General features: G+C 60.3%; 26 protein-coding genes, 1 other RNA gene and 1 other annotated feature. Of the genes, 26 read left to right on the top strand and 1 reads right to left on the bottom strand.

Annotated elements, in window-relative coordinates:
* Positions 1-164 precede the first annotated feature (164 nt).
* The 26 genes from QZY67_RS05695 (at position 165) to QZY67_RS05570 (ending at position 21,622) form a co-directional block, all read left to right on the top strand.
* Complete coding sequence (locus QZY67_RS05695) at positions 165-374, top strand: DUF1858 domain-containing protein (RefSeq protein WP_006572582.1); 210 nt, start codon at positions 165-167, stop codon at positions 372-374.
* 53 nt (positions 375-427) lie between these two features.
* Positions 428-1,150, top strand: a complete 723-nt coding sequence (locus QZY67_RS05690) for a class I SAM-dependent methyltransferase (RefSeq protein WP_295368984.1) — start codon at positions 428-430, stop codon at positions 1,148-1,150.
* Positions 1,138-1,905, top strand: coding sequence for a Nif3-like dinuclear metal center hexameric protein (locus tag QZY67_RS05685; protein ID WP_295368982.1), 768 nt, complete (start codon positions 1,138-1,140; stop codon positions 1,903-1,905). Before QZY67_RS05690 ends, QZY67_RS05685 begins: the two co-directional genes overlap by 13 nt.
* Before the next feature lie 78 nt (positions 1,906-1,983).
* On the top strand, positions 1,984-2,712 hold the full coding sequence (locus QZY67_RS05680; RefSeq protein WP_295368980.1) for a YebC/PmpR family DNA-binding transcriptional regulator: 729 nt from the start codon (positions 1,984-1,986) through the stop codon (positions 2,710-2,712).
* A 186-nt stretch (positions 2,713-2,898) separates the two neighbouring features.
* Positions 2,899-3,843, top strand: coding sequence for a stage III sporulation protein AB (locus QZY67_RS05675; protein WP_295368978.1), 945 nt, complete (start codon positions 2,899-2,901; stop codon positions 3,841-3,843).
* Positions 3,837-4,349 carry a stage III sporulation protein AB gene (locus QZY67_RS05670; protein ID WP_295368976.1) on the top strand — a complete coding sequence of 171 codons (513 nt, stop codon included), beginning with the start codon at positions 3,837-3,839 and terminating at the stop codon, positions 4,347-4,349. The genes QZY67_RS05675 and QZY67_RS05670 overlap by 7 nt, the downstream gene beginning before the upstream one ends.
* Before the next feature lie 47 nt (positions 4,350-4,396).
* Positions 4,397-4,591 (top strand): stage III sporulation protein AC, encoded by a 195-nt coding sequence (gene spoIIIAC, locus QZY67_RS05665; protein WP_294532593.1) that lies wholly within the window; start codon positions 4,397-4,399, stop codon positions 4,589-4,591.
* Entirely contained in the window at positions 4,588-4,974 is a 387-nt protein-coding gene (locus QZY67_RS05660) for a SpoIIIAC/SpoIIIAD family protein (RefSeq protein WP_294532595.1), read from the top strand. Before spoIIIAC ends, QZY67_RS05660 begins: the two co-directional genes overlap by 4 nt.
* An 11-nt stretch (positions 4,975-4,985) precedes the next feature.
* Positions 4,986-6,101, top strand: coding sequence for a stage III sporulation protein AE (locus QZY67_RS05655; RefSeq protein WP_295368973.1), 1,116 nt, complete (start codon positions 4,986-4,988; stop codon positions 6,099-6,101).
* Positions 6,098-6,589 carry a stage III sporulation protein AF gene (locus QZY67_RS05650; protein WP_294532600.1) on the top strand — a complete coding sequence of 164 codons (492 nt, stop codon included), beginning with the start codon at positions 6,098-6,100 and terminating at the stop codon, positions 6,587-6,589. The genes QZY67_RS05655 and QZY67_RS05650 overlap by 4 nt, the downstream gene beginning before the upstream one ends.
* Entirely contained in the window at positions 6,586-7,110 is a 525-nt protein-coding gene (locus QZY67_RS05645; RefSeq protein ID WP_295368971.1) for a stage III sporulation protein AG, read from the top strand. The genes QZY67_RS05650 and QZY67_RS05645 overlap by 4 nt, the downstream gene beginning before the upstream one ends.
* A gap of 28 nt (positions 7,111-7,138) precedes the next feature.
* Positions 7,139-7,768 (top strand): SpoIIIAH-like family protein, encoded by a 630-nt coding sequence (locus tag QZY67_RS05640; RefSeq protein ID WP_295368969.1) that lies wholly within the window; start codon positions 7,139-7,141, stop codon positions 7,766-7,768.
* A 181-nt stretch (positions 7,769-7,949) separates the two neighbouring features.
* The gene (locus QZY67_RS05635; RefSeq protein WP_006572570.1) at positions 7,950-8,342 is read left to right on the top strand and encodes an Asp23/Gls24 family envelope stress response protein; all 393 of its coding nucleotides are present in this window, start codon (positions 7,950-7,952) and stop codon (positions 8,340-8,342) included.
* 179 nt (positions 8,343-8,521) lie between these two features.
* On the top strand, positions 8,522-9,052 hold the full coding sequence (gene nusB / locus QZY67_RS05630; RefSeq protein WP_295368967.1) for a transcription antitermination factor NusB: 531 nt from the start codon (positions 8,522-8,524) through the stop codon (positions 9,050-9,052).
* Positions 9,049-9,990 (top strand): DNA-binding protein, encoded by a 942-nt coding sequence (locus QZY67_RS05625; protein WP_295368966.1) that lies wholly within the window; start codon positions 9,049-9,051, stop codon positions 9,988-9,990. Before nusB ends, QZY67_RS05625 begins: the two co-directional genes overlap by 4 nt.
* A complete protein-coding gene (xseA, locus tag QZY67_RS05620) occupies positions 9,987-11,186 on the top strand; it encodes an exodeoxyribonuclease VII large subunit (protein WP_295368965.1) in 1,200 nt (399 codons plus the stop codon). The genes QZY67_RS05625 and xseA overlap by 4 nt, the downstream gene beginning before the upstream one ends.
* A gap of 7 nt (positions 11,187-11,193) precedes the next feature.
* Positions 11,194-11,427 (top strand): exodeoxyribonuclease VII small subunit, encoded by a 234-nt coding sequence (xseB, locus tag QZY67_RS05615; protein WP_295368964.1) that lies wholly within the window; start codon positions 11,194-11,196, stop codon positions 11,425-11,427.
* Positions 11,428-11,546: 119 nt separating this feature from the next.
* On the top strand, positions 11,547-12,428 hold the full coding sequence (locus tag QZY67_RS05610) for a polyprenyl synthetase family protein (protein WP_295368963.1): 882 nt from the start codon (positions 11,547-11,549) through the stop codon (positions 12,426-12,428).
* Positions 12,429-12,434: 6 nt separating this feature from the next.
* Complete coding sequence (locus QZY67_RS05605; RefSeq protein WP_294532617.1) at positions 12,435-12,899, top strand: divergent PAP2 family protein; 465 nt, start codon at positions 12,435-12,437, stop codon at positions 12,897-12,899.
* Between the two features lie 21 nt (positions 12,900-12,920).
* Positions 12,921-14,768, top strand: a complete 1,848-nt coding sequence (gene dxs / locus QZY67_RS05600) for a 1-deoxy-D-xylulose-5-phosphate synthase (RefSeq protein WP_295368962.1) — start codon at positions 12,921-12,923, stop codon at positions 14,766-14,768.
* Complete coding sequence (locus QZY67_RS05595; RefSeq protein ID WP_295368961.1) at positions 14,761-15,567, top strand: TlyA family RNA methyltransferase; 807 nt, start codon at positions 14,761-14,763, stop codon at positions 15,565-15,567. Before dxs ends, QZY67_RS05595 begins: the two co-directional genes overlap by 8 nt.
* Positions 15,568-15,571: 4 nt before the next feature.
* A complete protein-coding gene (locus QZY67_RS05590; protein ID WP_295368959.1) occupies positions 15,572-16,438 on the top strand; it encodes an NAD(+)/NADH kinase in 867 nt (288 codons plus the stop codon).
* A 6-nt stretch (positions 16,439-16,444) separates the two neighbouring features.
* The gene (locus QZY67_RS05585; RefSeq protein WP_006572560.1) at positions 16,445-16,897 is read left to right on the top strand and encodes a hypothetical protein; all 453 of its coding nucleotides are present in this window, start codon (positions 16,445-16,447) and stop codon (positions 16,895-16,897) included.
* Positions 16,898-16,923: 26 nt separating this feature from the next.
* Positions 16,924-18,627, top strand: coding sequence for a DNA repair protein RecN (recN, locus tag QZY67_RS05580; RefSeq protein WP_295368957.1), 1,704 nt, complete (start codon positions 16,924-16,926; stop codon positions 18,625-18,627).
* 79 nt (positions 18,628-18,706) lie between these two features.
* Positions 18,707-18,951: a binding site (T-box leader), on the top strand.
* Between the two features lie 164 nt (positions 18,952-19,115).
* Complete coding sequence (tyrS, locus tag QZY67_RS05575) at positions 19,116-20,342, top strand: tyrosine--tRNA ligase (RefSeq protein ID WP_295368955.1); 1,227 nt, start codon at positions 19,116-19,118, stop codon at positions 20,340-20,342.
* A gap of 92 nt (positions 20,343-20,434) precedes the next feature.
* Entirely contained in the window at positions 20,435-21,622 is a 1,188-nt protein-coding gene (locus tag QZY67_RS05570; protein WP_295368954.1) for an AI-2E family transporter, read from the top strand.
* 67 nt (positions 21,623-21,689) lie between these two features.
* Here the strand turns inward: QZY67_RS05570 and rnpB are convergent.
* Positions 21,690-22,038: RNase P RNA component class A (gene rnpB, locus QZY67_RS05565), an RNA gene on the bottom strand.
* Positions 22,039-22,262 lie beyond the last annotated feature (224 nt).

Raw genomic sequence — 22,262 nt, 5'->3', positions numbered from 1 at the left:
ACAAAAACGCCCGGCGCATCTGCGCCGGGCGTTTTTTGCTGCCTGGGGCAGCCCGGACGCGGGGAAAATCGAAGATGGAAGAAAAAACGGAATCTCCATCTTGCATTATTGATGGAATTAGGATATACTACCCATATCCTAGAGATTTACGGAGGTAACCACCCATGGTTCAGATTACGAAGGATACCATTATCGGCGACATCCTGGACATCGCCCCTGAGACCGCGCCCCTGTTCCTCTCCATCGGCATGCACTGCCTGGGCTGCCCCTCTTCCCGCGGCGAGACCGTGGAGCAGGCCTGCATGGTTCACGGCGTGGACGTGGATGCGCTGCTGGCCGAGCTGAACAAGATGACCGCCGGCGCTGCCCAGTAATCAATACCGCAGAAGAGAGCGGCTCCGGCCGCTCTCTTTTTTTCAACAGAGAGGTGAAGACGTTGCGCGTTTATGAGCTTTCGCCCCGGCTCCAGTCGGTGGCCGATCTGGTGCCGGATGGAGCCGGATTTGCGGATGTGGGTACAGACCACGCCTATCTTCCGGTCTGGCTGGTATTGCAGGGGAAGATTGACCGGGCGGTGGTGTCCGACCTGCGGGAGGGGCCGCTGAACCGGGCCAGGCAGACCGCCGCCCACTACGCGGTGGAGGAGAAGCTCTCCTTCCGCCTCTGCAACGGCCTGGCGGGAATTTCTCCCGACGAGGCGGATACCATCTCCATCGCCGGGATGGGCGGCGAGACCATTGCGGAAATTCTCTCCGCCGCCTCCTGGACGGGGCAGGGAGAGCGCCGCCTGATTCTCCAGCCCATGACGGCCCAGGAGCAGCTCCGGGCCTGGCTGTGGGACCACGGTTTCCGAATCCGGCAGGAGGTCCTGACCCAGGAGGGGCGGACGATCTACGTCACGCTCCTGGCCGTGCCGGGGGAGGAGGGGCCCTATACCCCCGCTGAGGCGTGGGCCGGGCGGCAGCGCCAGGGTATGGACGCGCCGCTGAGAGGGCGGTACCTGGAAAAGCTGCTCCGCCGGGCGGAAGCCGCCGCCGCCGGCGTGGTCCGGTCCAGCAAGCCGGAGGACGCCGCCCGGGCAAGGGAGCTGGAAGAAGTGGCCGCAGGCCTGCGGCAGATGAGAGAGGAGTGGAATGCATGGCAACTGTAATGGATGTCTATCGCTTTCTGGACGAAAAAGCGCCCTTCAGCACGCAGCTGAGCTTTGACAACGCCGGGTTTCTGGTGGGACGGGGAGACCGGCAGGTGAGTGCCATCCTGGTGGCGCTGGATATCACTGAGACGGTGGCGGAGGAGGCGGTCCAGATTGGCGCGGAGCTGATTGTGTCCCACCATCCGGTTATCTTTTCCCCGGCCAGGCACGTCACCGACCAGGACCCGTCAGGCCGCAGGCTGCTGGCCCTCCTGGAGCACAATGTCGCCGCCATCTGCGCCCACACCAACCTGGATATTGCCGCCGGAGGCGTCAATGACGCGCTGGCGCGGGCCCTGGGTCTGGAGCAGGTGGGGCCCTTCAGTGAGGACGGCATCGGCCGTACCGGCGTTATCTCCGGAGCGCCCAGCGCAGAGGCATTCGCCGCTCAGGTAAAGAAGCTGCTGGGCGCCAACGGCGTCCGGTTTGTGGACGGGGGACGCCCGGTCCGCAAGGTGGCTGTGGGCGGCGGCGCCTGCGGGGATATGGGCCCCCTGGCATCTGCCTGCGGATGCGATACCTTTGTCACCTCGGACGTCAAATACCACGAGTTCCAGGAGGCGGAGGCGCTGGGCCTCAACCTGATTGACGCCGGACACTATCCCACTGAAAATGTGGTGTGCCCTGTGCTGGCCGGCTGGCTTCAGGAGGGCTTCCCCGGTATCCGCGTGCTCATCTCTCACCGCCACCATGAGGTGTTTTCCTACGTCTGACGGCCCCCAAGGGGTTGAAACCCGTACTTTTTTGTGGTATACTGTCCTACGCGAATTTTCATGAGAGGGAGTATTCCAATGTCCGGACATTCCAAATGGCACAATATACAGAAGACCAAGGGAGCCGCTGACGCCAAGCGTTCTCAGATTTTCACCAAGATCGCCCGTGAGATGATTGTGGCGGTCAAGACCGGCGGCAGCGGGGATCCCGCCAACAACTCCCGTCTGGCCACCGTCATTGCCAAGGCCAAGGCCGCAAACATGCCCAACGACAACATCAAGCGCACCATTGACAAGGCGCTGGGCTCCGGCAACACCGACAGCTACGAGAATGTGGTGTACGAGGGATACGGCCCCTGCGGCGTGGCTGTGATCGTGGAGGCCCTCACCGACAACCGCAACCGCACCGCCCCCTTTGTCCGCCACATCTTCGACAAGTACGGCGGAAACCTGGGCGCCACCGGCTGCGTGTCCTGGTCCTTTGACCAGAAGGGTGTGATTGTCATCGAGCGGGAGGATCTGGATGAGGACACCGTGATGATGGACGCGCTGGACGCCGGCGCCGACGACATGACCGCTGACGAGGACTGCTTCGAGATCACCACCTCTCCCGACGCCTTCGGCGAGGTGCTGGCCAAGCTGGAGGAAAAGGGCTACGTATTCGCCTCCGCCGAGGTGGAGATGGTCCCCCAGAACTACGTCAAGCTGGAGAGCGAGGACGACGTCAAGAACATGGAGAAGCTCATCGATTTCCTGGAGGAAAACGACGACGTCCAGAACGTGTACCACAACTGGGAGCAGGATTGACCTGCCTTACCCCATCCGAAAAGCGTACCCTGTGCATGCTGCGCAGGGTACGCTTTTCTCTTTTAGCTAAAACAGCCTGCTGGATTTACTGGCAGGCTGTTTTTTGTTGGGACAAGGATTCATATTCCACCGGGGGCGCTCATAGGATTGTGTCAGTGATACAAGCTGCAAAAGAGGAGGGTTCCTATGAACAGAGGCATGGCAGAGGACGGGGCGTCCCGGTTCCGGCAGGCGGCGGCGCTCCTGCCGTCCCGGCTGCGCCAGGCGGCGGAGCGGATGGGCAGGGAAGAGCAGTGCCGGGCGGAGGAGCTGCGGCTGAGAAACGGCTGCCCCATCACGGTCTCCGGGCCGGAGGGAGAGCGGGTCATCCCGGGCTGCGAGCAGCTGCCGCTGACGGAGCGGGATTTGAGTCAGGTGCTGGAGATTGCCACCCAGGCCTCCGTCCACGCGGTGCTGGAGCAGGTGCGCAACGGCTTTGTCACCGTCAGGGGCGGGCACCGTATCGGCATCTGCGGCAGCGGCGTGGTGCGGGACGGCGAGGTGTGCAACCTGCGGCGAATCTCGTCCCTGTCCATCCGGGTGGCGCGATCGGTCCCCGGCATTTCCGCCGGAATCCTGGACAAGCTCACGGCAGAAGGCATGCTCCAGAGCACGTTGATTCTCTCGCCGCCCGGCGGCGGAAAGACCACGCTGCTGCGGGACATCATCCGGGCGGTCTCCGACGGGGACGGGATTGCGCCCATGCGGGTAGGGATTGCCGACGAGCGGGGAGAGCTGGCCGCCATGTACGACGGCCTGCCCCAGCTGGACGTAGGCCGCCGCACCGACGTGCTGGACGGCTGTCCAAAGGGGACTGCGCTGCTGATGCTCCTGCGGGGCATGAACCCCCAGGTGCTGGCAGCGGATGAAATTACTGCCCCGGCGGACTGTACGGCGCTGGAGGCGGCCGCCAACTGCGGCGTGACGCTGCTCGCCACCGCCCACGCCTCCGGAACAGAGGACCTGTCCTCCCGCCCGCTCTACCGCCGGCTGCTGGAGGCCGGGATATTCCGGCGGATTGTCCTTATCCGGGGCGGCGGGAGGCGCCGGACCTATCAGGTAAAGCGGCTGGAGGGGGGAGCGGTGTGCTGAGGCTTTTGGGCGCGGTGCTCCTCACCGGCGGTGCGGGAGCGCTTGGGTTTTGTGCGGCAGCCAGGCTGAACCGCCGGGTGCGCACGCTCCGCCTTCTGACCGAGGCGCTGGAGCGGATGGAACGGGAGCTCTCCTTCCGGCTGACCTCTATTCCGGAGCTGTTCGCCCTTCTGGCCGATCACTCGGCGCCGCCGGTCGGGACATTTTTTGCCCGCTGCCGGGACAGCCTCCGCCGTCTGGGCGAGGAGCGGCTGGAGGACCTGTGGCGGAATGCCCTGGCGGAATCCGACCTGGAGCTGGACGCTGAGGAGCGGCAGATTTTGGAGACGCTGGGCGGCATTCTGGGCCGGTATGACGGAGAGGGCCAGACCCAGGCGCTGGCGCTGGCCCGGACACAGCTGGAGCGGTGTCTGGAGGCCGCTGTGGCAGAACGGTCCAGAATGGGCAAGGTGTACGGCGCGCTTGGCCTGGCCGCCGGCGCTTTTCTGGTGATTGTACTTCTGTGAGGCGCAGTGCTCTGCCGCAGGGTGGGGAAAGGGGAAGTTGAACTGCAATGGACGTGGATCTGATTTTTAAAATTGCCGCCATCGGCATTCTGGTCTCTGTGCTCAACCAGGTGCTCACCCGGTCCGGACGGGACGAGCAGGCTACCATGACTACGCTGGCAGGTCTGGTGGTGGTGCTGATGATGGTGGTGCAGGAGATCAGCGACCTCTTCAATCTGGTGAAGAACCTGTTCGGCCTATGACGGACATCCTGAAAATTGCCGCTGTGGCCGTCTCGGCGGCCCTGTGTGCGGCGGTGGTAAAAAAACAGGTCAGGGAACTGGCACTGGTGCTGGCGCTGGCCGCCGGTGCGGTTATCCTCACCGCAGCCCTGGGTGCGCTGGAGAGCGTGCGGGCGCTGCTGGACGAGCTGGCGCAGCTGGCAGGGCTGGAGCCCGCTGTTCTGGCTCCGGTGGTTAAGACGGTCGGTGTGGCCATCATCACCAGAGTAACGGTGGAGGTCTGCAAGGACGCCGGAGAGGGCGGCATCGCTTCCTTCGTGGAGATCGCCGGTGCGGCAGTGGCGCTTTATCTGGCCCTCCCGCTGGTGCGGGCAGTGCTGACCACCATCACCGGCTTGCTTTGAGAGGTGCGCCGATGAAACCATACAGGATATGCGCCGTAATTCTCCTGCTGCTGACGATGCTCTGCTGTGGCGCTCAGGCGGCTGAGACAGAGGATGAGGTGCTGTCTGCTCAGGCGGAGGCGCTGGACCTCCACAGCCTGGAGCAGGCGGCGGAGGAATACGGCGGAGGACAGGCTGTCACGCCGGATACCAGCCTGGAGGAGGGGATCCAGGCCATCCTGGATACAGGGAGCGATGAGGTGTTCGGTGTGGTGCGCAAGGCGGTGCGCAGCGGCGTGCTGCTGCTGGCGGTGGTGCTGCTGTGCGCCCTGGCCGATGGGATGAAGGCGGCCGGCCAGCTGGGCGGCGGAATTGATGTTGTATCGGTGGCTGGGGCGCTGGCTGTTACAGCAGTGGCAGTGGCCGACGTGAACACGCTGATTGGCCTGGGACGGGAGGCCCTGGACAACATGAATATGTTTTCCAAGGTGCTCCTTCCCACCATCACCGCAGCGGCTGCCGCAAGCGGTGCGCCCGGTGGAGCCGCTGCCCGTCAGCTTGCCACCGTACTCTTTTCCGACGTGCTCATGACCCTGATCACCGGGCTTCTCATTCCGCTGGTCTACGCCTATGTCGCCTCCTCTGCCGCCTACGCCGCCCTTGGCAACGATGGGCTCAAGCGCATCGGCGGTGTGCTCAAATGGGTGGTAACCACGGTGCTCACATCGGTGCTGCTCCTCTTCGTGGGCTATCTGACTGTCTCCGGCGTCATCGCCGGTACCGCCGACGCGGCCACGGTGAAGGCGGCCAAGTTTGCGGTGTCCAGCGTGGTTCCCGTGGTGGGCGGTATCCTCTCCGACGCGGCGGAGACCGTCCTGGTGAGCGCCTCGGTGCTGCGGAACACGGTGGGGGTGTTCGGCATGCTCACCGTGCTGGGCATCTGTCTGGTGCCCTTTCTCCAGCTGGGCATCCATTACCTGGCTTACAAGCTGACCGCCGCGCTGACGGGTACCGTGTCAGCCGGGCGGGTTGCCGGGCTGATTGACAGCATCGGCGGCGCCTTTGGGCTGGTGCTTGGCATGACGGGGGCCTGTGCGCTTTTGATGTTGGTATCCATTGTTTCGGCAATTTCGGTGGTGACGGTATGATAGAACTAATCAGGGACTGGCTGGTGGGCATCACCTGCGGCGCCATCATTGTGGCGCTGGCGGATGGCCTGTCTCCCAGCGGAACCGTGCGGAAGATCGGCCGCCTCACCGGCTCCCTTGTGCTGGTGCTGGCCATGATTCAGCCGGTACTCAGGATAGACAGCCGCACCTTCGCCGGGATTCTGACAGAGTACCGGGTGGAGGCGATGGGGACAGTGGAGATGCTGGAGGAGGAGAACGGCAGATTGATGAAAGATATCATAGCCGACGAAACCAGCGCATATATTTTGGACAAGGCGGAGGAGCTGGGGGTTGTGTGCCGGGTCCGGGTAACCGCCTGGGCGGAATCGGGGGATTATCCGGTCCCTGACGGGGTTGAGATTACTGGAGACCTGACCCAAGGAGAGCAGGCCGCCCTCACCCGGGTAATCGCCGCGGATCTGGCCATACCGGCGGAGCGGCAGCATTACGTGGAGGATGTGGAATGAAAGGAACATTTCCATGGGAGCGACTGCCCCAAAAGGCAGCTGAACTCTTCCAGAAATATAAGTATGTGCTTCTGGTGATTGCGGCCGGCATCGTGCTGCTCCTCCTGCCCCTGGACGGAGAGGAGAGTCCCTCTGACAGCGGCGCGGAGCGCCAGGCCGAGCACAGCGGGGAGACCTTCCAGGTGGAGGAGATGGAGCGGAAGCTGGAGCAGGCCCTCTCCAGGGTAGACGGGGCGGGGGAGGTGACAGTGGTTCTCACGGTAAAAAGCGGCGCCCGGCAGATTCTGGCCCAGGATTCCAGCCGCTCCGGGGAGGAGAGCACCACCAGCACTGTGGTGGTGTCCACCGGCTCGGGCACGGAAGACGCGGTGGTGCTCCAGCAGGTTTACCCTCAGTATCAGGGCGCGCTGGTGGTCTGCCCGGGGGGCGGCGACCCGGCGGTCTGTCTCAGGCTGGTGGACGCGGTGTCCGCCCTGACCGGGCTGGGCGCTGACAAAATATCCATATGCAAATCAAAATGATGATAAACGGTGAAAGGATTGGTTCAGTATGAAGCTCTGGAAACGAAACGCGGTGGTGGCGGCCATTGTTCTCTTTGTGTGTGTGGCGGTTTATCTCAACTGGTCCTACCACAAGGACAACAACACAGACGCCGGCAAGACGCTGGGCGAAGCGGCTCTGGTAGGCGGACAGCAGACCAGCGATCCTCTCCTGACCGGCAGTACGGCCTCTGCCGCTCCGTCGCCGTCGCCCAGCGCCGGAGCGGACGGCGAGACCTCTGGCCAGCAGACAGAGAATGGTACATCGGAGACCGGGAGCAGCAATTACTTTGACTCCGCCCGGCTCAACCGGCAGCAGGCCAGAGACAGCGCCCTCGCACTGCTCCAGGAGGCCGCCGGGGATGAGAACGCCGACCAGGCCATGAAGGACGAGGCCAACGCCTCCATCCAGACCATGGCCAGCGTCACGGTCAGCGAGGCCCAGATTGAAAACCTGGTCACCGCCAAGGGCTACGCCGACTGCGTGGCCTTCATCGGGGACAACAGCGTGTCCGTCGTGGTGTCCAACAACGGCGTGAGCCTCACTGACGCCGATGTGGCCAAGATTACCGAGATCGTCACCGACGAGACCGGTATGGAGGCCAGCAAAATCAAAATCATCGAGGCCACAGAGGAATAAAGCCGGAAGCGCCGGGCTGACGGTCCGCGGAGAACAGGAGCCGCGGACCGTTGCCCGGCGCAGTTTTTCTGAAAGGTTTTCGGAGAATGGGCAAAAATATATTTGTTATTTTCGCCGGTTTGTGGTACAATGCTTAGAGATATCGGACCCTATACTGTACGACATAAGGAGTGTGACCTTTATGGGCGAAGGCAGAGAGTACGTTTCCCGCCCCGATGAGATGGGAAATATCCATATATCTGAGGATGTTATGGCGGTTATCGCCGCCGCCGCCGCGCTGGAGGTAGAAGGTGTCGGCAGCCTGGCGGCCAATCTGGGCAACGATCTTGTGGAGATGCTGGGCGGCAAGAAGAACCTGGCCAAGGGCGTCCGCGTTTCCAGCAATGAGGACGGCAGCCTGACCGTCGATGTGGGCATCCTGGTGAAGTACGGCTATACCATTCCCGAGGTGGCCGCCAAGGTGCAGGACGCCGTGTTCTCCAGCCTTGAGAATACCAGCGGCCTGACCCCCGCATGCGTCAACGTGAACGTCTCCGGCATCACCTTTGACCGGGACGCCAAGCGGCCCCAGTAACATCTCCAAAAAAGAGCATTGGGCGCGGCCCCCGCGCTCAATGCTTTTTTGCGTACAGGCGCAAAACTGGGGGTTTATCTTTGGTTGGACTTTGTATATAATAGGGTTATATTCATTGAACTATCCATTCATGAGAGAAATAGCAGGGCCGCAGGACGGCCTGTGACGGAGGAAGAAACATGACCAGGACCAACGCCAGAGAAATTGCCGTACATCTCACCTTTGAGCTCAGCTTTACCAACCAGACTGCTGATGAGCTTCTGGATACGGCCCTGACGCGCGCGACATTTGCGCTCATCGGGGAGGAGGAGCCTCTTTACGCTGAATACCCCAACGCCAAGCAGCGGGAGTACATAAGCGAGCTGGTGCGGGGGGTGTATCTCCACTGCCCTGAGCTGGACGACTATATCTCCCGCTACGCCATCGGCTGGACCTTCTCCCGAATTCCCCGGGTGGCGGTGGCGGTGATGCGGGTGGCCATGTACGAAATCCTCTATATGCAGGACGTGCCCAACGCCGCCGCCATCAACGAGGCTCTGGAGATCGCCAAGGGGTACGAGACGCCCGAGGTTGTCTCCTTCATCAACGGCATTCTGGGCTCCTTTGTCCGCAAGGAGTCCATCCCCGAGCGGGCATCCGCCTTCCAGGCCGAGGACATTTTTGACGCTGAGCCCGTTGCCGCCGAGGATGCGGAGGCCCCCCAGGCATGACCGGACTACGCTGTCTGGGTCTGGACACCAGCAATTACACCACCTCTGTGGCTGTATTTGACGGAACCACAGGGGAGAATATCGGGCGTCTGCTGGATGTGCCGTCCGGCACTCTGGGTCTGCGCCAGAGCGACGCCCTGTTCCAGCATGTGAAACGGCTGCCCGGCCTTTTTGAGCAGCTCCATGAAAAGGATTTGCTCGGTGAACTGCGGGCCGTGGGCGCCAGCACCCGCCCCAGGGCGGTGGACGGCTCCTACATGCCCTGTTTCCTGGCCGGAGAAGGGCAGGGGAGAGCCCTGTCCGCCACTTTGAACGTGCCCTTTTTCCCGGTGTCCCATCAGCAGGGGCACATTGCCGCCGCCGCATGGTCCGCCGGCCGGCTGGACCTGCTGGACGGGCCTATTCTGGCCTGGCATCTCTCCGGCGGCACTACAGAGCTGCTGTATGTGGAGCCGGAGGGGGTCAATGTCCGTGCCCGGGCCATCGGCGGCACCAGTGATATCTCCGCCGGCCAGCTCATTGACCGGACCGGAAAGCTGCTGGGGCTGGACTTTCCCGCCGGAAAGGCCCTGGACGCTCTGGCCCGGGAATCCCGGAGTGACCACCGCTTTCGTGTGAAGCTCAACGGCTGTTCTTTCTCCCTATCCGGCGTGGAAAACCAGGTCAAGGCCATGGCTGAGCGGGGAGAAGCCCCCGCCGACATTGCCCGTTTTGCACTGAATACCGTTGCTGATGCGGTCGCAAGAGCCACGACTACCGCATTGGAGGAGCATCCCGGCCTGAACGTGCTCTGCTCCGGCGGAGTGGCCTCCAATACCCTGCTGCGGGAGAAGCTGAAGGGCGCGGTCTTTGCCGAGCCCAGATACTCCACGGACAACGCCATGGGGGTAGCCATTCTGGCCTGGCGCAGTCTGCGGGCGGGGGAGAATGGGCGATGAGAAACGATACAGTCTACTCCGTCTCCCAAGTCAACCAATACATCAAGGATCTGCTGGACGGGAATGGTGCGCTCTCCGGTATCTATATCCGGGGTGAGCTCTCCAATTATAAGATGTACCCCTCCGGTCACCACTACTTCTCCATGAAGGATGAGGGAGGCGCCATCCGCTGCGTCATGTTCCGCAGGGAGGCATCCGCCCTCCGGTTCCGCCCGGAAAACGGCATGAAGGTGGTGGCCTTCGGCCGGGTAACGGTGTTCCCCAGGGACGGACAGTACCAGCTCTATGTCAGCGCCCTGACGCCTGACGGCGTGGGTGACCTCTATGTGGCCTTTGAGCAGCTCAAGGCCAAACTGTACGCCGAAGGGCTGTTTGACCCGTCCCATAAAAAGCCCATTCCCCGTTTTCCGCGCCGTATCGCCCTGGTGACCTCGGCCGCCGGTGCGGCGGTGCGGGACATGCTGCGGATTCTGGGAGCCCGGTGGCCTATGGCACAGGTGGCCGTGGTGCCCGTACGGGTCCAGGGGTCGGAGGCCCCCGGCGAGATCGCTGCGGCCCTGAGCTGGGTCAACCGCCTGGGCTGGGCCGACCTCATTATTACCGGCCGGGGCGGCGGTTCCATGGAGGACTTGTGGGCTTTTAACGAGGAGATTGTGGCACGGGCTATCTACGCCTCCCAGCTTCCGGTAATCTCCGCTGTTGGCCATGAGCCGGACGTGACCATCGCTGACTTTGTGGCGGATCTGCGGGCTGCCACCCCCTCCAACGCGGCGGAGCTGGCCGTCCCTGACCAGAACGACGTGGCAGGCAGGCTGAACCAGCTGTCAGCCCGGATGGAGCGGGCCATGACACGGCGGCTGGGGGAGCTTTCCTCTAAGCTGGAACGGCTGTCAGGCAGCCGGGCTTTACGGAATCCCATGAACTATATTGAGGACCGGCGGGTGCTGCTGGACTACCAGCGTACCCGGCTGGCCCATGGGCTTTCGGGTTCACTGAGCCGGGAGCGGCAGCGCTTTGCCCGGTTGGCGGCGTCCCTGGACGCCATGAGCCCCCTGAAGGTGCTGGCCAGAGGCTACGCCATTCCCCGCCGGGAGGACGGCACGGTGGTGCGCTCCAAAGCTGATGTTGGGGCGGGGGATTCGCTGCGCCTGCGGGTGGCGGATGGAGAAATTCCCTGTGTTGTAAAGGAGCGTTGATTGACAGATGGCTGAAAAAAAGCTGACCTTTGAACAGGCTATGGCCCGGCTGGAGGAGATTGTAGCCCGGCTGGAGCAGGGGGATGCACCGCTGGAGGATGCCCTGGCCCTCTTTGAGGAGGGGACAAGTCTGATGAAGAAGTGCTCCACAATGCTGGACAAGGCGGAGCAAAAAGTCATTAAGCTGACTGCCGCTCCGGATGGAACTCCAGTGGAGCAGCCTATGGATCAGGGTGTGTAATGGGGCTTGCCCCTCAGGGGACGCAGTGTGCGGCGCCTCCATGTGGTTTCCAGGCGTAAAAGGGCCTGCATTGGTCGGGCTTGTGCGCCGAAGTTTTGCAGAGCAAAGGAGTTTCCGGGATGATGTACGACGATATGCTTCGCGCAGACTGCGACCTGGTAGAGGACTATCTTCAGCGCTGTTTTGTGGGGCGTGAGCCCCGCGCCGACCTGTATGACGCCATGATGTACAGCCTGCTGGCCGGCGGAAAGCGTATCCGTCCCGTACTGGCGCTTGAGACCTGTCGTATGTGCGGCGGAGATGTGGCCACAGCCCTTCCGTTTGCCTGCGCGGTGGAGATGGTCCACACCTACTCCCTCATTCATGACGATCTGCCCTGCATGGACGACGATGATCTGCGCCGCGGCCAGCCTACCAATCACAAGGTCTACGGCGAGGCCACAGCGGTTTTAGCGGGGGATGCTCTGTTGACAGCAGCCTTTGAAACCATTGCCGAACATGGAACGGCCCTCGGCGCGGAACAGGCGCTGGCTATCTCCGCCTGTCTGGGCCGCGCTGCCGGCGCGCGGGGCATGGTTGGCGGCCAGGCGCTTGATATGGCAGGGGAGGGACACTCCCTGTCCCTGTCCGAACTGGAGGAGCTGCAGCGGCTGAAAACCGGCGCGCTTATCGCCGCAGCCACAGAGATTGGATGTATTGTGGCCGGAGGCGGAGAACGGGAGCGGACAGCCGTGCGGCGATATGCCCAGCTGCTTGGCCTCGCCTTCCAGATCCGGGACGACATGCTGGACGTAGAGGGTGATGAGGCCAAGCTGGGCAAGCCCATCGGCTCTGACGCCGCCAATGAGAAGGTAACATTTGTCAGCCTTAAGGGTATGGAAGCCTGTGAGAAGCTGGTAAACGAAAAGACCGAAGCTGCCAAAGAGGTCCTCCGCAGTACATTTGAGGATACCGGGTTCCTGTGCTGGCTGGCAGATAAATTGGTAAAACGGGAGAAGTGACCGCATATGGAACTGAACGCCGCCAATTACCACTTGGGAAATTTAATTCTGATTCTGGCCGCTCTGTCCTGGGCTGTGGCACAGGGGCTGAAGGTGGTCATCCAACTCCTGACCAAGAAGCGGCTCGACTGGCGCCGGATTTGGGGAAGCGGCGGGATGCCCAGCTCACACTCCGCCTTTGTCTGCGCCTGCGCCGCATCCACTGGTATGCTGTATGGCTTTTCCTCGCCGCTTTTTGCCATCGCGGCAGTTATTGCCATTGTAGTCATGTATGATGCCGCCAATGTCCGCAAGGCTGCCGGAGAGCAGGCCAAAATTCTGAACTACATGATGGATCACTGGAGCGAGATGAAGCCGGAGCTCTTCGGAAAAGAGCTGAAAGAGCTGCTTGGCCACACGCCCATGCAGGTGATCATGGGGGCGCTTCTGGGCGTGGCCATCGGACTGCTGGGGGCCTATCTCATTCAATAAGTCATTTACGCAGAGGTGCTTATGATTCAGCAAACGGATATTCCGGATATAAAGAATATAACGGACTGTGAAGCTGAGACGCTTTGCACCCGCATTCGCGCCGGCCTGATCGACTCCGTGTCCAAAACCGGAGGCCACCTGGCCTCCAATCTAGGGGCGGTGGAGGTCACGGTAGCCCTTCACCGGGTATTCGACTTCACTCGGGACCGGCTTGTCTTTGATGTGGGGCACCAGTGTTATACCCATAAAATTCTCACTGGAAGAGCGGACCAGATGGCCAGTCTGCGTACGTTCGGCGGTATGGCTGGATTTCCCAAGCCGGTAGAGAGCAGCTGTGATGCGTTTATTGCCGGCCATGCGTCCAACTCCGTGTCCGTGGCCACCGGCATGGCCAGAGCCCGGACACTTTTGGGAGAGGATTACGATGTAATTGCCCTCATCGGAGACGGCGCTTTGACGGGCGGCCTGGCCTATGAGGGCCTCTCTGACGCCGGAAACAGCGGCGAACGGATGCTGGTTATCCTTAATGACAACGGCATGTCCATCACAGAAAATGTGGGCGGCATTGCCGAGCATTTAGCCAGACAACGGCTGAAGCCCCAATATCTGCGCTTCAAGAAGGGATACCGGAAGGTGACCAGCACTGTGCCGGGTGGGAAAACCCTCTATCGAATTACGCACAGAATTAAAAAGGCCGTCAAGGAGACCCTGCTGCCCTGTTCCTTCTTTGAGGACATGGGATTTACTTATCTCGGCCCGGTAGACGGCCACGATGTGAAGGGTCTGACCAGTCTTATCCGATATGCCAAGGACATTGAAGGCCCTGTCCTTCTCCACATAAGGACTGTAAAGGGAAATGGATATGCACCTGCGGAACGCAATCCGGACCAGTTTCACGGTGTCGGACGATTCTGCGTTCAAACGGGAGAGCCGCTTTCGGAAGGCGGTCCTAATTTTTCAGCCGCCTTCGGCGATGCGCTGTGCGCACTGGCGGAAGAGGACCGCAGAATCTGCGCCATTACAGCGGCTATGCGGGATGGTACCGGCCTGGGCGAGTTTTCCCGCCGTTTTCCGACACGCTATTTCGATGTGGGCATCGCCGAGGGGCACGCCACCGCTATGGCCGCCGGGATGGCAAAACAAGGGCTCGTGCCGGTTTTTGCGGTTTATTCCACCTTTCTTCAGCGCAGCTATGATATGTTGATCCACGATGTGGCCATTCAGGGCCTCCATGTGGTCTTTGCAGTAGATCGGGCCGGCTTGGTGGGGGAGGACGGAGAGACCCACCACGGAGTCCTTGACGTGGCTTTTCTGGATACGGTGCCGGGGATGACTGTCCTCTGTCCGTCCAGCTTTTCTGAACTGAAAACCATGCTCGCCTACGCCATAAAAGAGGTTTGCGGACCTGTGGCACTGCGCTATCCCCGAGGCGGGGAAGGCCTATATGCGGCAGATTCCGGCACCGAGCCCGCCGTCCTGCTGCGGCAGGGCGGCGATATCACGCTGGTTGGATACGGCGTTATGATAAACGAAGTAATTCGCTGCGCTGAGCTGCTCCAACAGCATGGAATATCTGCTGAAATTGTGAAGTTAAATACCATTACACCACTTGATATTCAGGTAATTCAACGTTCTGTTTCCAAAACAGACTGCCTGCTTGTAGCGGAAGACGCGATGGAGGCAAACTGTGTGGGCCGCCGGATTGCAACGGAACTGGCGCTGGCGGGCACACCGATATCCAGCATGGCGCTCTGCAACCTCGGCCGCTCCTTTGTGACCCACGGTTCCGTGGCCGAGCTGCGGAAGCTCTGCGGTTTGGACGGGGAAAGTCTCTGCCGGAAGGCAATGGAGGTCTGTACACGTGGCTAAAAAACGATTGGATGTTCTGCTCTGTGAGCGGGGAATGATGGAGAGCCGTCAGAAGGCACAGGCTGTCATTATGGCGGGCCAGGTCTATGTTGCAGGCCAAAAGGTGGACAAAGCCGGCGCTCAGACAGAGGAGACAGCCGAGATAGAGGTGCGCGGCAAGACCCTGGCCTATGTCAGCCGGGGCGGGCTGAAGCTGGAAAAGGCCATGCAGTCCTTTCCCATTGTGCTCTCCGGTGCAATCTGCGGCGATATTGGCGCCTCTACCGGCGGTTTTACGGACTGCATGCTGCAAAACGGCGCCGCAAAGGTCTACGCCGTGGATGTGGGCTACGGACAGCTGGCCTGGAGTCTGCGGAGCGACGAGCGTGTTGTCTGCATGGAGCGTACCAACGCCCGGTATCTCACCCACGAACAGATTCCCGATGAGTTGGATTTTGCCAGTATTGACGTCTCTTTCATCTCGCTGCGGCTGATTCTGCCTGCTGTGCGGGGGCTTCTGAAGCCGGACGGGCATGTGGTCTGCCTGGTCAAGCCCCAGTTTGAGGCTGGGAAAGAGAAGGTTGGAAAAAAGGGCGTTGTGCGGGACCCAAAGGTCCATCTGGAGGTACTGGATCAGTTTCTTGTCAACGCCAGGGACGCTGACTTTGCTGTAAAGGATATGACCTTTTCACCCGTTCGGGGTCCAGAGGGAAACATTGAATACCTGGGCTTCTTGGCTGCCGGAGCCTCTGAACATACCTGGGATGGAGATCTGGAGGCTCTGGTTGCGGCCTCTCATAACGCCTTAGAGAAGGAATGAGTTTATGAAAGTTGTGCTGAGCCCCAATCCATACCGGGACAAAGGACTGCGGGCGGCTCAGGCCGCCGACCGCATCCTGAAAGCCGTCGGCGTGGAGACTGCAATCTGTCTGCCGTTTATGCCGGAGAAGGGCAGCCGGGTCGAGCTGCCGAAAAACCTGCACTTTTCCGATATGCAGCATGAACTGGCCGGGGCGGACGTCCTGATATGCTTTGGCGGCGACGGCACAATTCTCCACGCCGCGAAGGATGCCAACGCCTACAACGTTCCGATTCTGGGCGTCAATCTGGGCAGCGTGGGCTTTATGGCGGAGCTGGAACAGGGAGAGCTGCAGCAGCTGGCCAAGCTGGCCACCGGAAAGTTTAGCGTTGAGTCCAGAATGATGCTGGACGTGAAGGTATTTCACGAGGGGAAGCAGGTCTATGAGGACATTGCCCTGAATGACGCCGTCATCACAAAGGGGGCGGTGGCCCGGATCATTGACTTCTCTGTCTACGGAGATCGGAAGCCGATCTCTGACTTCTCGGGCGATGGTGTGGTGGTCTGTACCCCCACAGGCTCTACCGCCTATTCCATGTCTGCCGGCGGCCCCATTGTAGAGCCAACGGCAGAAAATCTGATTGTAACGCCCATCTGCGCCCATATGCTTCACTCCCGCAGCATGGTGCTCAGCGGCGAGCGGACAGTGGGCATCCGCATGGGGCGCCTGGCCCGAAAGACCGCCTATCTTTCCGTGGACGGAGGAAAGGCCCATAAGCTCTCGGGCGGCGATGTGGTTGAGGTGAAAAAGTCCGGGGCGCAGACCAGGCTGGTGTGTCTCACCGGCCGTAGCTTTTATAATATTCTCCAACAGAAACTTGGAAACGGGTGAAAAAGCATGAAGAGTAAGCGACAGGAAGAAATCCTCCGCATTATTGAAGAGGTGGACGTAGAGACCCAGGACCAGCTTCTGGAGCAGCTCCGTCTCCGGGGTGTCACCTCAACCCAGGCCACCATCTCACGGGATATCAAGGAACTCCACCTGATCAAGGAGCTGACTGGGTACGGTACCTATAAATATGTGGTATCCGAACGAAAGACCTCTCTCAACTTTGCCGGGCGCCTGCGCACCATCTTCAAAGAGGGGGTCACCTCCTTTGATATGGCGCAGAATATCGTGGTGGTCAAGACGATGCCCGGCCTGGCCTCGGCGGCCTGCGCCGCAGTGGACGGGATGGAGATTCCAGACCTGGTGGGCAGCCTGGCGGGGGATGACACCGCCCTGCTGATCATGCGTACCAATGAGGCGGCCGCCGAGTTCTGTAATGAGATTCACAAGATGCTGAAGTAAGTTCCGCCGGATGGAGGGTGATTGCTGTGCTCTCTCTGCTTCATATTGAAAATATTGCGGTCATTGAATCGGCGGATATCCGGTTTGACGCCGGCTTTAATGCACTTACCGGCGAAACCGGCGCGGGAAAGTCTATCGTGATCGATGCCATCGGCGCGGTGATCGGCGAGCGCACCAGCCGGGATCTCATCCGCACCGGCGCAAAATCCGCCCTTGTGGAGGCGGTTTTCACCGACCTTCCAAAGCTTCCCTGGTTTGAAGAGAACGGGGAGGGCCCGGACGAGGACGGCAATCTGATTATCCGCCGGGAGATTCATCCGGATGGTAAGAACACCTGCCGCTTGGGCGGACGGCTGCTCACCGTCTCCCAGCTGAAGACCCTGGGCAGCCAGCTGGTCAATATCCATGGCCAGCACGACGGCCAACAGTTGCTGGACGAGCGGTGCCACCTGAGCTATCTGGACTCCTTTGGCGGGACTGGGGAAGCCCTGACCGACTATCAAACCGCCTACGGTGCATTGACCGCCATCCGCCGGGAGATGGAGGCCCTGCGGATGGATGAGGCGGAGCGGGCCAGACGGATTGACAGCCTCAACTATCAAATCGCGGAGCTGGAGCGGGCTCAGCTCAAGGCGGGGGAGGAGGCCGCCCTGACAGAGCGCCGCACGCTGCTGCGCAATGCGGGAAAACTTATCGAAGCCGTGGAGCGAGCTTGCTTTGCCCTGTCCGGAGACGAGGACAGGGACGGAGCAGCATCTCTTCTGGCCACTGCCGAGGACGCTCTGGGACCGGCGGCCGGGATGAGCGCAGAGGCTGCCGGGATTCTGGAGCAAGTGTCGGAGCTGCGCTGTACTGCGGACGATGTGGCGGAGACGCTGCGGGATCTGCGGGAGAGCTTTGATTTTGAGCCTGGTGAGTTGGACGAGCTGGAGAGCCGCCTGGACGTCATCTACCGCTTGAAAAAGAAGTACGGCAGCTCCGAGGAGGAGATGCTGGCCTATCTGGACCGGTGCAAAAAAGAACTGGATGATATCCAATACGCTGACGATACCATCGTCCGCCTGGAGAAGAAATATGCCTCCGCTCTGAAGTCTGCGAGATGTAAAGCAGAAACGCTTTCTGGCGCGCGCCACACAGCGGCTGAGGCCCTCCAGAACCGGATTCAAAAGGAGCTGGCCCAGCTCGATATGCCCAAGGTCCGGTTTCAGGTGGAGTTTGGCGCCAAAGCCTGTGACGAGGGGCTGGACAACACCGGCATGGACGAGGTTCAGTTCCTCATGTCCGCCAATGTAGGCGAGGCATTGAAGCCCATCCAGAAGATCGCCTCCGGCGGTGAGCTGGCCCGGATTATGCTGGCGCTGAAAAATGTGCTGGCTGAGAACGAAGATGTGACCACGCTGGTCTTTGACGAGGTAGACACCGGCGTTTCCGGGAGGGCTGCCCAGAAGGTAGCGGAGAAGATGGCCGATGTGGCCCGCCATAAGCAGGTGCTCTGCGTCACCCATCTGCCCCAGATTGCCGCCATGGCGGACGTCCACTTCTCCGTCCAGAAGGGAGAGCGAAAGGGCAGAACCTTTACAGAGGTTGCCCGGCTTGACCGTGATGACAGAATGGCGGAGCTGGCCCGCCTCACCTCCGGAGATGCCATCACCGCCGCCTCGCTGGCCAGCGCGGGGGAGCTGCTGGACGGCGCGGCCCGGTACAAGCGCGGCAGAAAATCAGGCGAATAACCTGCAGGAAAGTCTGGACTGTCTCTGCGGGGTTGACAAGTTGGAAATGCTGTGGTATAGTTGCAGATAATTTCAGACTGCCATCGCGATGATGAGGAGAAGTACCCGGCTTGTCGCTGTTCAGAGAGCCCCCGTTTTGGTGCGAGGGGGAGGGCGGTGCTGGTGAAATACACCTCGGAGCAGCCGCCTGAACGCGGGAGACCGTTACTAGGGCTGTGTCGGGTGCGCCCGTTACCGCGCCGGAGTGTGCTGGCACTCCATGAGGTCGTCTCTGCGAGGAGACGGCGAATCAGAGGTGGTACCGCGTAGTATTACGCCCTCTGTCCGCAATGGACAGGGGGCGTTTTTGTGTTTGGATGGCCAATAGTATGGGAAAAATCATGCATTCGCTGCTATGGTAAGACAGCTAGCTCCATGAGACGGACAGCGCCAAATGTCCCCACTGCGGAAAATATCTGTATCGAAAAAACAGAAGAAGGAGAATTGACATGACGATTTACGACGAACTGAAAGCCCGCGGCCTTGTGGCCCAGGTCACCGATGAGGAAGAGATTAAGGAGCTCATCAACAACGGCAAGGCCACCTTCTATATTGGCTTCGACCCCACTGCCGACTCCCTCCACGTGGGCCACTTCATGGCCCTGATGCTGATGCGCCGGCTCCAGAAGGCGGGCAACCGCCCCATCGCCCTTATCGGCGGCGGCACCGGCATGGTGGGCGACCCCTCCGGGCGCACCGACATGCGCTCCATGATGACTGTGGAGACCATCCAGCACAACTGCGAGTGCTTCAAGAAGCAGATGAGCAAGTTTATTGACTTCTCCGAGGGAAAGGCCCTGATGCTCAACAACGCCGACTGGCTGATGAAGCTCAACTATGTGGAGCTGCTCCGTGAGGTGGGCGCCTGCTTCTCTGTCAACAATATGCTGCGGGCCGAGTGCTACAAGCAGCGCATGGAGAAGGGCCTCAGCTTCCTGGAGTTCAACTACATGATCATGCAGTCCTACGACTTTTACCACATGTTCCAGACTGTTGGCTGCAACCTACAGTGCGGCGGCGACGATCAGTGGTCCAACATGCTGGGCGGCACCGAGCTTATCCGCCGCAAGCTGGGCAAGGACGCCTATGCCATGACCATCACCCTGCTGCTGACCTCCGAGGGCAAGAAGATGGGTAAGACCCAGAAGGGCGCCGTCTGGCTGGACCCTGCCAAGACCACGCCCTACGAGTTCTATCAGTACTGGCGCAACATCGGCGACGCCGACGTGCTCAAGTGTCTGCGGATGCTCACGGATCTGCCTCTGGAGCAGATCGATGAGATGGATAAATGGGAGGGCGCCCAGCTCAACACCGCCAAGGAGATTCTGGCCTACGAGCTGACCAAGCTGGTCCACAGCGAGGAGGAGGCCGTGAAGGCTCAGGACGCGGCCCGCGCCCTCTTCTCCCAGGGCGGCGACAAGGCTAACATGCCCACTACCACGCTGACTGACGGCGACCTGACCGACGGCGCTGTGGCCGTGCTGGACCTGATGCTCAAGTGCGGCCTGGCCCCCTCCAAGAAGGAAGCCCGCCGCCTGGTAGAGCAGGGCGGCGTGGAGGCAGACGGGGTGAAGGTAACCGACATTACCCGCGTCTTTACCGCAGATGAGCTGTCTGGCGAGGGCGTCATTCTGAAGAAGGGTAAGAAGGTGTATCACCGCGCCCTGCTGGGCTGATAAAAACGGGCATCCCAACCGGGGTGCCCGTTTTCCGTTGCGTGTGTCTGTGTGGCATGATACAATAACATGTGGAAAGGGGGAGGTAAACTATGGAGGAAAAATCGTCCAGAAAGAAATGGTACTTTTTGGACGGCCGAGCCGTATCCAACCTTCTGGTCGTCTTGATTGGCATCTTATTTTATATGGCATTGGCAAATTTCGGTGCGCTCCAGGCAAAGGCGGATAACCTTCTGGGCATCCTGTCTCCCTTTATTGCCGGCTTTGCCATCGCGTATCTGCTCAATACGCCCATGGATTTTTTTGAACGCCGCGTCTATCGCAACTTTAAGCGTAAGCGAGGGCTCTCCGTACTGACGGTCTATCTGCTGGCTCTGGTTGTTGTGGTGATTCTGCTGAATCTGATCCTTCCTCAGGTCATCGAGAGTATTGTTGCCCTGGGCAGCAACATGTCCACCTACCTGAGTAATCTCAATCTCTTTGTGCAGGACCTGATTGATCAATACCATCTGGAGGGAGAGGGGCTCACCGATCTGGTAACGATCTATCAGGATATACTTAAGCGGGCCGCTGCCTGGGCCTCCCAGAGAGTACCTGAACTGCTCAGTCTGGGTGTTGCAGTAGGGAATGTGCTCATCTCCGCCATTACAGCCCTTATTTCCTCTATCTATATGCTGGCAGGGAAGGGACGGCTGGTGCCTCAGCTCAAAAAGATGATCTATGCTGCGGCCCCCACCGCAAAGGCCAACCGTTTTCTTTCCATCTGCCGTCATGCAAACAGTGTGTTCGTCGGCTTTATCAACGGGAAAATTATCGACAGTGCGATTATCGGTGTGCTTTGCTTTATTCTCAATCTGATTTTCCAAATTCCATTTTCCATGCTGGTTGCGGTTGTCGTTGGCGTGACCAATGTGATTCCGTTCTTTGGGCCTATCATCGGTGCCGTCCCCTGTATCATGATCCTCATCATCGTGGATCCATGGGCTGCACTGCGTTTTGGCGTGCTGGTCATCGCGCTCCAGCAATTTGATGGTAATATCTTGGGACCCAAGATTCTGGGCAACAGTACCGGCCTTGACGCCATCTGGGTTCTGGTCGCCATCATCGTGGGCGGCGGCCTGTTTGGCTTTCCGGGTATGCTGCTGGGCGTTCCTACCTTCGCAGTTATCTATGCTCTGGTACGGGACTGGACCAACAGCCGCCTCAAAGCCAAGGGCATTGACGGCAACGGGAATCCGGTCCATGTCTCCGGTCAGGATTCAGACAGCCGTCAGGAGTAAAAGAATGGCGCTATATCAGGCGAAAAAGCTCCGATTCCATCTGGAATCGGAGCTTTTCACTGCTAAGATAGCAAGTAAGCCTGTAAGCCGGGTTCTGTCTTTTAAGACAGCCATCTATCTAGCCGTACCGTTGCCGGTACGATCAAGCCGCCTCCTGAGAACGGCCGGGCCGGCCATATGTTCTCCCACGGCGTTGCTCCGGATAGAGGTTACAGCGACGAGCAGTTCCCTGTCGTCGGGCGGGCTCTTACCTCCGCCTTTCCACCCTTACCACGCAGAGCGTGGCGGTATATTTCTGTTGCCCTTTTCCTAGGGTCGCCCCCGGCGGGTGTTACCCGTTATCCTTGCCCTGTGGAGCCCGGACTTTCCTCATATCGGACCTTTCGGCCTCGATCCGCGGCTGTCCAGCTTACTTGCGGGGTATATTGTACCGTATGGGAGAGGAAATGTCAAATAAAACTGTGATATGTCTCAGCGGATATTATAGTTTGTAGGTTTGTCAAACAAATTGGACGGCGAATTCGCAAGGAGAAAGCCAGCCAAGCGGTCTCATAGGGAAGTCGTTAGAGCGGCGGTTATGGACAGCGAGCTGCTTGGCGAAGTCATCGAGGGAGTAGAAACTGTGACAGGAGTAAAAGCG

The organism is uncultured Pseudoflavonifractor sp., assembly GCA_904419835.1.
GTDB lineage: Bacteria > Bacillota > Clostridia > Oscillospirales > Oscillospiraceae > Pseudoflavonifractor.
The sequence above is the reverse complement of the archived record's forward strand: the minus strand, read 5'-3'. Positions and strand labels throughout refer to the sequence as shown.